Origin of the sequence: Streptomyces sp. NPDC059455 (assembly GCF_042750115.1) — a bacterium.
GTDB lineage: Bacteria > Actinomycetota > Actinomycetes > Streptomycetales > Streptomycetaceae > Streptomyces > Streptomyces endocoffeicus.
The window spans coordinates 11,237-23,473 of record NZ_JBHYVB010000067.1; the positions used below are offsets into that span (position 1 = coordinate 11,237).

11 protein-coding genes are annotated in these 12,237 nt (G+C 71.3%); 6 read left to right on the forward strand and 5 right to left on the reverse strand.

Translation table 11 applies throughout. The annotated features are described in order from the left end of the window. The first annotated feature begins 54 nt into the window (after window positions 1-54). From hemC to hemB, 3 genes are read left to right on the forward strand one after another with little or no spacing between them, the layout of a single operon-like run. A complete protein-coding gene (gene hemC, locus ACFXB5_RS23955; RefSeq protein ID WP_385211363.1) occupies window positions 55-1,050 on the forward strand; it encodes a hydroxymethylbilane synthase in 996 nt (331 codons plus the stop codon). Beyond that, the gene (locus ACFXB5_RS23960; protein ID WP_385211298.1) at window positions 1,047-2,711 is read left to right on the forward strand and encodes a uroporphyrinogen-III synthase; all 1,665 of its coding nucleotides are present in this window, start codon (window positions 1,047-1,049) and stop codon (window positions 2,709-2,711) included. The genes hemC and ACFXB5_RS23960 overlap by 4 nt, the downstream gene beginning before the upstream one ends. Further along, window positions 2,708-3,712 carry a porphobilinogen synthase gene (gene hemB / locus ACFXB5_RS23965; protein ID WP_385211301.1) on the forward strand — a complete coding sequence of 335 codons (1,005 nt, stop codon included), beginning with the start codon at window positions 2,708-2,710 and terminating at the stop codon, window positions 3,710-3,712. Before ACFXB5_RS23960 ends, hemB begins: the two co-directional genes overlap by 4 nt. Window positions 3,713-3,779: 67 nt before the next feature. Here hemB and ACFXB5_RS23970 read toward each other — a convergent pair whose 3' ends face one another. From ACFXB5_RS23970 to ACFXB5_RS23985, 4 genes are all read right to left on the reverse strand, one after another. Continuing rightward, window positions 3,780-4,031, reverse strand: a complete 252-nt coding sequence (locus tag ACFXB5_RS23970; RefSeq protein ID WP_385211304.1) for a hypothetical protein — start codon at window positions 4,029-4,031, stop codon at window positions 3,780-3,782. Next, window positions 4,028-5,707 carry a sodium:solute symporter family protein gene (locus tag ACFXB5_RS23975; RefSeq protein ID WP_385211306.1) on the reverse strand — a complete coding sequence of 560 codons (1,680 nt, stop codon included), beginning with the start codon at window positions 5,705-5,707 and terminating at the stop codon, window positions 4,028-4,030. The genes ACFXB5_RS23970 and ACFXB5_RS23975 overlap by 4 nt, the downstream gene beginning before the upstream one ends. Then, the gene (locus ACFXB5_RS23980; RefSeq protein ID WP_385211309.1) at window positions 5,707-6,327 is read right to left on the reverse strand and encodes a nucleoside/nucleotide kinase family protein; all 621 of its coding nucleotides are present in this window, start codon (window positions 6,325-6,327) and stop codon (window positions 5,707-5,709) included. The genes ACFXB5_RS23975 and ACFXB5_RS23980 overlap by 1 nt, the downstream gene beginning before the upstream one ends. Window positions 6,328-6,400: 73 nt before the next feature. Then, entirely contained in the window at window positions 6,401-7,267 is an 867-nt protein-coding gene (locus tag ACFXB5_RS23985; RefSeq protein ID WP_385211312.1) for a sugar phosphate isomerase/epimerase family protein, read from the reverse strand. A gap of 125 nt (window positions 7,268-7,392) precedes the next feature. Between ACFXB5_RS23985 and ACFXB5_RS23990 the strand changes: the two genes are divergently transcribed. The 3 genes from ACFXB5_RS23990 (at window position 7,393) to ACFXB5_RS24000 (ending at window position 11,175) form a co-directional block, all read left to right on the forward strand. Further along, the gene (locus tag ACFXB5_RS23990) at window positions 7,393-8,646 is read left to right on the forward strand and encodes an ROK family protein (protein ID WP_385211316.1); all 1,254 of its coding nucleotides are present in this window, start codon (window positions 7,393-7,395) and stop codon (window positions 8,644-8,646) included. Window positions 8,647-9,533: 887 nt separating this feature from the next. After that, window positions 9,534-9,959 (forward strand): zinc ribbon domain-containing protein, encoded by a 426-nt coding sequence (locus tag ACFXB5_RS23995; RefSeq protein WP_385211319.1) that lies wholly within the window; start codon window positions 9,534-9,536, stop codon window positions 9,957-9,959. Window positions 9,960-10,293: 334 nt separating this feature from the next. Continuing rightward, the gene (locus ACFXB5_RS24000) at window positions 10,294-11,175 is read left to right on the forward strand and encodes a D-alanyl-D-alanine carboxypeptidase family protein (protein ID WP_385211322.1); all 882 of its coding nucleotides are present in this window, start codon (window positions 10,294-10,296) and stop codon (window positions 11,173-11,175) included. A gap of 85 nt (window positions 11,176-11,260) precedes the next feature. On the opposite strand, the gene ACFXB5_RS24005 is transcribed toward ACFXB5_RS24000, so the two are convergent. Beyond that, window positions 11,261-11,848 (reverse strand): hypothetical protein, encoded by a 588-nt coding sequence (locus ACFXB5_RS24005; RefSeq protein WP_385211365.1) that lies wholly within the window; start codon window positions 11,846-11,848, stop codon window positions 11,261-11,263. Between the last annotated feature and the right edge of the window lie 389 nt (window positions 11,849-12,237).

Genomic DNA, 12,237 nt, shown 5'->3' on the forward strand with positions numbered 1-12,237 from the left:
CCGCCGCGCGGGGGGGGCCCCCCGCCCCGCGGAGCCCACCCCCCCGTGGGGGGGCTGGGATTCACCCCCCCCCCCCCCCCCGCCGCCTCGGGCGCCACTCCGCCGCTGCGCCTGGGCACCCGCCGCAGCGAGCTCGCCATGGCCCAGTCCGGCCTGGTCGCGGACCTGGTCCGCGAGGTCACCGGGCGCCCCGTCGAGCTCGTCGAGATCACCACGTACGGCGACACCTCGCGGGAGCACCTCGCCCAGATCGGCGGCGCCGGCGTCTTCGTCTCGGCGCTGCGCGAGGCGCTGCTCAGGGGCGAGATCGACCTGGCCGTGCACTCGCTGAAGGACCTTCCCACCGCGGAGCCGGAGGGGCTGACGCTGGCCGCGGTCCCGCGCCGCGAGGATCCGCGCGACGCGCTGATCGCCCGGGACGGGCTCACCTTCGCCCAGCTTCCGCCGGGGGCCCGGATAGGCACCGGATCCCCGCGCCGCGCGGCCCAGCTGAACGCGTGGGCCCGCTCCTTCGGCCTCGACATCGAAACCGTGCCGATACGCGGCAATGTCGGCACCCGCATCGGCTACGTCCGCTCGGGACGGCTGGACGCCGTGGTGCTCGCCGCCGCCGGTCTGATCCGTCTGGGGCGGATCGGCGAGGCGACCGAGCTGCTCGATGTCGACCATGTTTTGCCCGCCCCCGGCCAGGGGGCCCTGGCAGTGGAGTGCGCCGCGTCCAGCGTGCCGCTCGCTGCCCGGCTCGCCGAGATCGACGACCCGTCCACACGGGTCGCCGTGACCGCCGAGCGATCCCTGCTCGCCGCCCTGGAGGCCGGCTGCAGCGCACCCGTGGGGGCGCTGGCCGACCTGTTGGGCGACGGTCAGGCTGTCACCGAAATGCGCCTGCGCGGCGTCGTCGGCACGCTCGACGGCACGACGCTGGTGCAGCTGTCCACCACCGGTCCCGTACCCGCATCGCCCAGTGCGGCCGCGGACCTCGGTCGCGTACTCGCCGCCGAGATGCTCGCCAAGGGTGCGGCCGGTCTTATGGGGGAGCGAGCACTTTGAACCCCAACGCCCCTAATCACCCCGGCTGCGGACACGTCACCTTCCTTGGTGCGGGCCCCGGAGATCCGGGCCTGCTGACCTTGCGCGCCGTGGAGGCACTCGGCACCGCGGACGTGTTGATCGCCGACCCTCAAGTGCTCGACGTGGTGCGTCAGCACGTCAGGCCGGGCGTGGCCGCGGAGGCTCAGGGCACACCGCAGCAGGCGGACGCTGATGGGTCGTCAGGCACCGCCACCGTCCCGGTACTCAGGGACAGCGCCAATCTTGTCATGACGGCCGCGCGCGGCGGCAAGCGGGTCGTGCGCGCGGTCGCGGGCGATCCCGGCCTCGACGGATACGCCGCCGACGAGATGCTGGCCTGCGCCGCCGAGGGCATCGTCTTCGAGGTGGTGCCCGGTGTGGCCGCCGCGGTGGGCGTGCCCGCCTACGCGGGGGTGCCGCTGCGGGACGCCCACAGCGCGGATGTGCGCTTCGTGGACGCCCTGAGCGCCGACGAGCGCTGCTGGAGCGAGATCGGCTCGTCCGACGCGACCGCCGTGGTCTCCGCGACCCTGGAGACGGTGGCCGCCGCCGCGGGTGAGCTGGTGGCCGCGGGCCGCAAGCCGGACACCCCGCTCACCGTCACCGTCGCCGGCACCACCACCCGCCAGCGGACCTGGACCGCGACGCTCGGGAGCGTCGCCCAGGTGCTGAAGGCGGCGAAGGTGCTGCCGTCGCCGCAGGGCGCCCAGCCGGTGATAGCCGTGGTCGGCGAGCAGAGCGCGGCCGGCCGGCGCGATCAGCTGTCATGGTTCGAATCCAAGCCGCTGTTCGGCTGGAAGGTCCTGGTGCCGCGAACCAAGGAGCAGGCCGCCTCGCTCTCCGATCAGCTGCGCGGCTACGGCGCGGTGCCCAGTGAGGTGCCGACCATCGCCGTGGAGCCGCCGCGCACCCCGCAGCAGATGGAGCGCGCGGTCAAGGGCCTGGTCACCGGGCGCTATGAGTGGATCGCCTTCACCTCGGTCAACGCGGTCAAGGCGGTGCGGGAGAAGTTCGAGGAGTACGGGCTCGACGCCCGCGCGTTCGCCGGGATCAAGGTCGCGGCGGTGGGCGAGCAGACCGCGAAGTCGCTGATCGACTTCGGGGTGAAGCCGGATCTGGTGCCCAGCGGTGAGCAGTCCGCGGCCGGGCTGCTGGAGGACTGGCCGCCGTACGACCCGGTGTTCGACCCGATCGACCGGGTGTTCCTGCCGCGCGCCGACATCGCCACCGAGACCCTGGTCGCCGGGCTGATCGAGCTGGGCTGGGAGGTCGACGACGTGACCGCGTACCGCACCGTGCGCGCCTCGCCGCCGCCGGCCGAGACCCGTGAGGCCATCAAGGGCGGCGGGTTCGACGCGGTGCTCTTCACCTCGTCGTCCACCGTGCGGAACCTCGTCGGCATCGCGGGCAAGCCGCACAATGTCACTGTCATCGCCTGTATCGGCCCGGCCACCGCGAAGACCGCGGAGGAGCATGGACTGCGGGTGGATGTGCTGTCGCCCGAGCCCTCGGTGCTCAAGCTGGCCGAGGCGCTCGCGGACTTCGGCGCGGCGCGGCGGCAGGCCGCGATCGAGGCCGGGGAGCCGGTCACCCGCCCGAGTGAGCGACGGCCTGGTTCGCGAAGGAGGGCACGCTCTTGAGCATCTCGTACGGCAGCTTCCCCGGTACGCGGCCGCGCCGGCTGCGCACCACGCCCGCGATGCGGCGCATGGTCGCGGAGACCCGGCTGCACCCGGCCGGGCTGATCCTGCCCGCGTTCGTCCGCGAGGGCGTGACCGAGCCGGTGCCGCTCCAGTCGATGCCGGGCGTGCTCCAGCACACCCGGGACACGCTGCGGAAGGCGGCGGCCGAGGCGGTCGCCGCGGGGGTCGGCGGGATCATGCTCTTCGGGGTGCCGGAGGAGTCCAAGAAGGACGCGGTCGGCACCCCCGGCACGGATCCGGACGGGATCCTCCAGGTGGCGATCCGCGATGTGCGCGCCGAGGTCGGCGACGACCTCGTGATCATGTCCGACCTCTGTCTGGACGAGCACACCGACCACGGCCACTGCGGCGTCCTGGACGCCGGGGGCCGGGTGGACAACGACGCCACGCTGGAGCGGTACGCGGAGATGGCGCGCGTCCAGGCCGACGCGGGCGTCCACACCGTGGGCCCCAGCGGGATGATGGACGGGCAGGTCCGGGTGATCCGTGAGGCGCTGGACGGCGCCGGGCACCAGGACGTGTCGATCCTCGCCTACACCGTGAAGTACGCCTCCGCCTTCTTCGGCCCGTTCCGCGAGGCGGTGGGCTCCTCGCTGAAGGGCGACCGCAATACCTACCAGCAGGACCCGGCCAACGCCCGCGAGTCGCTGCGCGAGCTGGAGCTGGACCTGGCCGAGGGCGCGGACATGGTCATGGTCAAGCCGGCCCTGCCGTACCTGGACATCCTGCGGCAGATCGCCGACGCCGTGGACGTGCCGGTGGCCGCGTACCAGATCTCCGGTGAGTACGCGATGGTCGAGGCGGCCGCGGCCAACGGCTGGATCGACCGCGACCGCGCCATCATGGAGACGCTGACCTCGGTGCGGCGCGCGGGCGCGGGGATGATCCTCACGTACTGGGCGACCGAGGTGGCCCAGCGGCTGAACCGCGGGGAGTGACCCTCCACCGCGGGGAACGACGGGGCATGACCACGAGGCCGGGGGCGCGGAGCCCCCGGCCTTCGCGTCACCGGTCCTCGCGCCCCGTGGGGGCCAGCCGGGCCCAGGTCGCGAACGCCGTCGCCACGGCCAGCAGGCCGAGGCCGATCCACAGGTTGATGCGGATCCCGTCGGCCTTGGCCACCTCGGCGGGGCCGTCCGTCACACCGAGGACGGTGAGCACGGCGCCGTACAGGCCGAGCAGCCCGGCGATGAGCCAGCGCACATCGAAGGTCCTGCCCGGGGTCATGGGGCCCTCGCCCCTCTTCATGTCGCTCATACGGCGATCACCAGCCAGACGCTCAGAGCCGCTGTCAGGGTCAGGATGACGCTCCCCAGCACCACCGGGGACTTCCACCACGGCTGCCGCGCCAGCGCCTCATGGGCGTCCGGCGAGTCGGGGTCGGGCAGGCCCCACACCAGCCCGGCCAGTTCGGCGACCGGCTTGGGCTTGGTGACGAGGGTGACCGCGACCGTGACGACCGCGTCCACGACGAAGGCGAAGAGCGCGCCGTAGAAGTTGGCCATCTGGGCGTTGATGGTGTCGTGCGGGCCGACCTCGCCGCCGGGGTAGAACCAGCCGATGTGGTACGCGGAGAGATGGGCCGCGGCGGCCGCGGCCGTGCCGGACAGCATGCCCCAGAAGCCCGCCCACGGGGTGACCCGCTTCCAGAACATCGCCAGCAGGAAGGTCGCGAACAGCGGCGAGTTGAAGAACGAGAACAGCAGCTGGATGTAGTTCTGGATGTTGTCGTACTCGGCGGCGAGGAACGCGGCGGCCACGCTCACCGCGATGCCCGCGACCGTGGCGCAGCGCCCGGCCTTGAGGTAGTAGCGGTCGTCGCGCCCCTTGATCACGTACGGCTTCCAGATGTCGTAGGTGAACACCGTGTTGAAGCCGGAGATGTTGGCCGCCATGCCCGCCATGAAGGCCGCCAGCAGCCCGGTGAGCGCGATACCGAGCACGCCGTTCGGCAGGAAGCGCTGCATCATCTCGGGGATCACGTCGTTGTACGTGGGCCCGCCGGGCTTCCCCAGCTTGGGGATGATGACCAGCGCGATCATGCCGGGGACCACGGTGAACAGCGGGAGCGCCATCTTGGGGAAGGCGGCGATCAGCGGGGTGCGGCGGGCCGCGTTGAGGTCCTTGGCGGCCAGGGACCGCTGCACCTCGGCGAAGTTGGTGGTCCAGTAGCCGAAGGCGAGGACGAAGCCCTCGCCCATCGCCAGGCCGATCCAGTCGCCCAGCGGATTGGTCCAGTGGCCCGGTGTGGTGCCCTGCCAGGTGTGCAGCAGGCCGGGGTCCCGCACGGCCTCCTTGAGGCCGCTGAAGCCGCCCACGTAGTGCAGTCCGATGACGACGATCGGGATCAGCCCGGCGAGGATCACGAAGAACTGGAGCACCTCGCCGTAGATCGCGCCCGCCAGCCCGCCCAGGGTGATGTACCCGAGGACGAAGACCGCCGACAGCAGGATGGACAGCCACAGCGGCCAGCCGATCAGCAGCTTGACGATCAGGGCGAGCGCGAAGAGGTTCACCCCGGCCAGCAGCATCTGCGCCACGGCGAAGACGACGCTGTTGAGGAGGTGGGTCTGGTCGTTGAAGCGGCGGCGCAGATACTCCGAGACGCTGTGGACCCGCGTCGAGTAGTAGAACGGCATCATCACGACGCCGAGGAAGACCATCGCGGGGATGGCGCCGAGCCAGTAGAAGTGCACCGCGGCGGCGCCGTACTGGGCGCCGTTGGCCGCGCCGCCGATGATCTCCAGGGCGCCGAGGTTGGCGGATATGAAGGCGATGCCGGTGATCCAGGCGGGCATCGAGCGCCCGGCGAGGAAGAAGTCACCGGTGGTGTGGACGGCCCGCTTGGTGGTGACGCCGATGGCGATGATCGCGCCGAAGTAGACGGCGAGCAGGAACCAGTCGACGGCTCCGAGGCTGAGCGTGCCGGTCATCACCGGCCCCTGACCACGAAGTCGGCGGCCGCCCGCCCGGGGGCCACCAGCCGGGCGTTGGCCTCGTCGGAGGTGAGGACGAAGCGCTCGGCCTCGTCGTGCGGCTTGCCGAACCGCTCATGGCGCTCGATCAGCCGGCGCACCCGCTCCTCGGTGTCCAGGTCGACCCACCAGGTCTCGTCCAGCAGCTCGCGCACCGGGAGCCAGGGCGCCTCACCGAGGAGCAGATAGTTGCCCTCGGTGATCACCAGCGGGATCTCGGGCGGCACCGGGATGGTTCCCGCGACCGGCTGCTCGAGCTCGCGGTCGAACCCCGGCGCGTAGACGACCTCCTCGGTGCGCGGTGCCCGCAGCCGCCGCAGCAGCGCGGCGTAGCCGTACGGATCGAAGGTCTCCGGCGCGCCCTTGCGGCCGATCAGGCCGAGCCGGCGCAGCTCGGCGTCGGCGAGGTGGAAGCCGTCCATGGGCACCAGGACGGCCCGGTCGGCGCCGAGGGCGTCGACCAGGTGCTCGGCGAGGGTGGTCTTGCCGGCCCCGGGTGGTCCGGCGATGCCGAGCAGACGGCGGCCGCCTGCGTCGGCCAGGCGCTGAGCGCGATCGAGGAGGTGCTGGGGAGTCATAGCGGGCGCTTTCGGCGGGTTCGGGGATTTTACGGGACGCGGGTGACGGGGACGCGGGTGCTGGGCGGGGTGCTCAGACCGCCGCGTGGGCGGCCTTGAGCTGGTCGGCGATGTACGAGCGGGCGTGGGCGGCGAGGTCGGCGCCGTCGGCCCACAGATCGCGCCAGACGGCGAGGTCGTGGGAGAGGCCGGGGGCGACCACGGCGGAGGAGAAGGACTCGAAGGTGATCGGGCCCTGGTAGCCGATGTCAGCGAGGGCGTGGAAGAAGGCGGGGAAGTCCACGGTGCCGGAGCCGAGATAGCCGCGGTGGGACTCGCCGATGTGGACATAGCCGAGGCGGTCGCCGCAGGCCCGTACCGGGCGGGAGAAGTCCTGCTCCTCGATGTTCATGTGGTACGTGTCCAGATGGACCACCACATTGGCCGCGCCGATCTCGTCGATCAGCTCCAGGCCCTGCCGCGCGGTGTTGACCAGGTTGGACTCATAGCGGTTGACGACCTCCAGACCGAGCGTCACCCCGAGCCCGTCGGCCTCGGCGGCGAGCCTGCGCAGGGCCTGGACGGCGTGTTCGCGGCCCTTGGGGGTCGGCGGGTGACCGTACTTGCCGAGCGCGCCGTAGAGCACCCCGCCGAAGTAGTGGCCGCCCAGATCATGGGTGAGGTGGAGGGCCTGGCGCAGCAGCGCCTCGCCGCGGGCGGCGGTCGCGGGGTCCTCGGCGGAGACGTCGGAGTCGAAGGCGAGGCCGCGGGAGCAGGCGACGCCGAGATCGTGGGCGGCGAGCACCTCGCGGGTGGCCTTCACATCGACGATCCCGGGGTCGTGGAGGGAGATCTCGACCAGGTCGTATCCGGCCTCGCGGCTGCGGGCGGCGGCGGTCCGGGCCCCCTCGGGCGTCCAGTCGCCGGTCCACACGAGTGCGTGCACTCCGAGGTCGTTCATGGCGATCCCTTCTCCTGCCTGCCCTTCGGGCGTGTTGTGCGGCGTTGCCCGCCTGATGTTACGCATCTTTTGCATGAAGGCAATGCATAAGTTTTGTTGGGATCGGTCGTAAAGGGAGGTACGGTGTGGGCGGTACCGAACAGAGCGTGAACAGCGGAGGACAGGGCCCAGTGACGGAGGCGGTCTCGGCAGGTCAGCCAGCACAGGCGCATCCCACGGGCCCAGGGGCGGTGCTGGCGCTCATCCGCGGCGGCCGGGCCACCACCCGCGCCCGGCTGATGGCGGCCACCGGGCTCTCCCGGTCCACCATGGCCACCCGGCTGGAGGCGCTGACCGAGGCGGGCTACCTGGAGGTGTCCGGCGCGGCCGACTCCACCGGCGGCCGCCCGGCGGGCTCCTTCCGGCTGCGCCCCGACTCGGGCGTGCTGCTGGTCGCCGACATCGGCGGCAGCCATGTGCACACCGCACTCGCCGACATGGCCTGTGACGTCCTCGTCTCGCACCGCCGCGATCTCGATGTGGCCGAGGGGCCGGAGACGGTGCTCGGCCAGGTGGCCGCCGACTTCCGGCGGCTGCTGAAGGAGGCGGGCGAGCCCGCCGAGCGGGTGCGCGGGATCGGCATCGGCGTGCCGGGCCCGGTCGAGTCGGGCACCGGCCGGGTGGTCAGCCCGCCCATCATGACCGGCTGGGACGGCTATACGGTGCCGGACTTCTTCCGCGAGACCTACGACTGCCGGGTGCTGGCCGACAAGGACACCAATCTGATGGCGCTGGGCGAGCACCGGGTCAACTGGCCCGACGTCCAGCATCTGCTCTTCGTCAAGGCGGGCACCGGCATCGGCTCCGGCCTGGTGCTCGGCGGCCGGCTCCACCACGGCTCCCAGGGCGCCGCGGGCGACATCGGCCACATCCCCGCCCCCGGGCTCGACGAGACCTCCCCGGACGCGCCCCTGTGCCGCTGCGGCAACTCCGGCTGCCTGGAGGCGGTGACCGGCGGCTGGGCCCTGGTGCGCGACCTCACCGCCGCCGGGCACGAGGTGGCCACCACCGACGATGTGGCGCGCCTGGTGCGCTCCGGCAACGGCGACGCCGTACGGCTGCTGCGCCACGCCGGGCGCCTGCTCGGGCAGGGCGTCGCCGACGCGGTCAGTCTGCTCAACCCCTCGATCCTGGTGGTCGGCGGCGGCCTCGCCCATGCCCAGGAGCATCTGATCGCCGGTATCCGGGAGGTCACCTACCGCCGGTCGCTGCCCCTGGCCACCCGGGACCTGCGGGTCGTCCTCTCCCCGCTGGCCACCCGCGCGGGCGTCACCGGCGCGGCCCATATGGTCGCGGACGCTCTCTTCGACCCGGCGGCGGTCGACTCCCAGCTGCGGTGAGCGATCAGTGATGCAGGGCATCGCCGCATCCGCTCTCCCACATCCGAACGGTCGTATGGCGAACTAGAGAATGCGAACAATCGTCCCATGCGTCGCTCGGATGGTTGGTCGTGGAGGGGATGGTGATCGCGTGTGCGACCGTCGTACTACGGTCCGGTTCATGAAGCTGGTGGTGCAGGTGAAGCTGCTGCCGACGCCCGAGCAGGCGTCGGTCCTGAACGCGACCCTGCGCGCCTGTAATCGGGCTGCGACCCATGCCTCGCAGGTTGCCTTCGACCGGGAGTTGAAGGATCGCAATGGCCTGCAGAAGGAGGTGTACGCGGATCTGAAGGCGATGTTCGGGCTGTCGGCGCAGCCGGCGGTGCGGGTGGTGAAGAAGGTCGTCGACGCCTATGCGACGCTGAAGGCCAACTTGCGGGCGGGGAACCAGGGTCCGCCCGCATTCAAGCGATACCGGAAGGCCGTCGGCACTCCCATCGACTTCCGCCCGGAGGCGGCCCAGCCGTTCGATGATCGCTGCCTGTCCTGGCAGTACGACGCACGCACGGTGTCGATCTGGACAGTGGCCGGGCGGATGCGCGGCATTCCCTTCGCCTGCTCGCCCGACCAGCTCAAGACGCTCGTCGCCCACCGTAAGGGCGAGAGCGACCTGGTGTGCCGGGGCGGGAAGTGGTTCCTGATCGCCACCTGCGACCTGCCCGACCCGGAGGTGTACGAACCGGTCGACTGGATCGGAGTCGACCGGGGCGTCGTGAACCTCGCCACCACATCCGACGGTACGAACTACCAAGGCCGCCGCCTGTCCCGCTACCGGCGCTGGCAGGCCCGCAAACGCGCCGAACTCCAGGCCAGGCGGACACGCCGCCACTCGCAGCCTCGCCCGCCGCGTGCGCAAGGAGCGCCGCCATGCCACCTGTGTGAACCACCGCGTCAGCAAGGAGATCGTGTCCGTCGCGCAACGCACCGGGCGTGGCATCGCCGTCGAAGAACTCGGCGGGATCCGCGAGCGGGTACGGCTACGCCGCGACCAGCGGGGCACCCTCTCTTCTTGGCCCTTCCACCAGCTTGGACAGCACCTTGTCTACAAGGCCCGCAAGGCCGGGGTGCCGTTCCTCGAAGTGGATGCGGCCTACACCTCGCAGCGCTGTCCGCGCTGTGGGCACACCGAGCGGGCCAACCGGCCCGACCGGGACCGTTTTCGCTGCCGTCGGTGCGGGCTCGCTGGCCTCGCCGACGTCGTCGCCGGGGTCAATGTGCGCGATCGCGCACGCTCGGCGTGGGTGTTTGTCACCGCACCCGCATCCTCCCCCTGACGACTGCTGGGGGTTGGGTGGATGCGACCCGTGACCGTCCTGTCGTAGGGGGCAGTCGGGAGCGCGACTAGGTGTGCACGACCGAGCGCACAGCTCGACCGTTCACGGCCGAGAAGGTGACCCAGCACTGCGAGGGCGTCGAGCCCGCGCTGCACGGCACGATCCACTACCTGGCCTGACGCCTCCGGTGTCCATGCGCGCACCCGGGGGAATTTCCAGGAAATCTCGGCAGAGGGCACATCCATCGGGCCCCCTCGGACGTCTGATCAGGGAGCGGCCCTGTGATGCGGCCGCAGGCCAGGGGCATTTGGAGATATTCACGTTGAAAACCGGCATGAAGGGTCTACGTCGCGTATCCGCGGTCGCGATCACCGCTGGAGCCGTACTGACGGCGGGGGCGTTCACCGCCTCCGCGCAGGCCGCGACGACCGCAAGTCCCACGATCGCCGCCAAGGGCGGGTTCGTGATGAACAACGCCACGGGGAAGAGCCTGTTCACCAAGGCCGCGGACACCCGTCTTTCCACCGGCTCCACCACCAAGATCATGACCGCCCGGGTGGTGCTCGCGCAGTCGAACCTCAACCTGGACGCCAAGGTCACGGTCCAGAAGGCGTACAGCGACTACATCGTCGACAACAACTGGGCCTCCTCGGCCAAGCTGATCGTCGGCGACAAGGTCACCGTCCGCCAGCTGCTGTACGGGCTGATGCTGCCGTCCGGCTGTGACGCGGCGTACGCGCTGGCGGACAAGTTCGGCACCGGCTCCACCCGGGCCGCGCGGGTGAAGTCGTTCATCGGCAAGATGAACACCACCGCGAAGTCCCTCGGACTGACGAACACCCATTTCGACTCGTTCGACGGCATCGGGAACGGCGCCAACTACTCGACACCGCGCGATCTGACCAAGCTGGCCAGTAACGCGATGAAGTACTCCACATTCCGCTCGGTCGTGAAGACGAAGTCGACCAAGCAGAAGGTGACCACGAAGAACGGCGGCTACCGCTACATGTCGTGGACCAACACCAACAACCTGCTGGGCAGCTACTCGGGCACCATCGGCGTCAAGACCGGCTCGGGTCCGGAGGCCAAGTACTGCCTGGTCTTCGCCGCCACCCGGAGCGGGAAGACGATGATCGGCACCGTCCTCGCCTCCACCTCGGTGGACAACCGCACGAAGGACGCGAAGAAGCTGATGGACTACGGCTTCAGCAGGTAGCCGTCACCCGCGGCACGGCAAGGGGCCTGCCCCGCGAACCCATCGGGTCGCGGGGCAGGCCCTTGTCGTGGCCCCGGCGCCGTGCTCAGCGCACCGCGTTCCAGGAGTGCGCCACGTCCACCACGACATGCCCGTCGGTCTGGAAGACCCGGAACGGCAGCCGTGCGCGCACCCCGAGGCCGACTTGGGTCTCACCCTCGAAGCTGGCGCCGAAGCGGGTGTCCCGGAAGGTCTGGTAGCCGGAGATGTCCACCCCCGGCAGCGGCTTGCGCGCCCGCCCCGGGTACGACTCCGCGCCGCTGCCCGGGTCGTAGCTCGGCGCGGACACATGGATGTCCAGGATCGCGCCGCCGCGGACCGGGATCTCCTCGCCGGAGCCGTCCTGGTACAGGGTGTTCACATACCCCACGCGGTAGCCGACGCGATCGGCGGCCGTGGCCCCCTTCACATCGAACACGATGCGGTCGTAGCACGCGTGCCGGCCCGTCCTGATGTTCTCCAGCGGTGCGTGTCCCGCCGGCTGGGCCGTCTTCTCGCCGCTGCCCCAGCCGGTCTCACAGGTCGTCGCCGCCTTGGCCGCGGTCGGCGTGACGGCCCCAGCCGTCCCCGCCGTCGCCGCCAGCGCGCCGCCGGCGAGCGCCATCGCCGCGAGTGCGGTCCCCCACCGTCGCATGGTCAAGCCCCCAATGGTCTGTTGTCCGTTGTCTGTTGATGACAGGTGATGCACGGGGTTGGACGGCCCGGGTCGGTGAGAGGTTGTCCTGGTCCGGGAAATCTGTCCCGAATGCTACGTGCGCGGGGGCACTCATGGCAGTCGCCCCGGGGGTTTTCCCCCGAGTGGGTCGGCCGGTTGCCCGGATGGGACGGGAGGGCCGGTTCGACCAGGCTTGCGTACATGAGACCGACGACTGGCAGAACCGCCGCACTGGCCCTCGCCACCGCCGCCACCGCCTCCCTCCTCGGGGGGGGGGGGCCGCCCCCCCCCCCCGCCCCCCCCGAATCAGCCAGCCCCCCCACGCCCCCCCGAGGGGGCGGGGGGCGGGGGGGGGTGGGGGCCCCCCC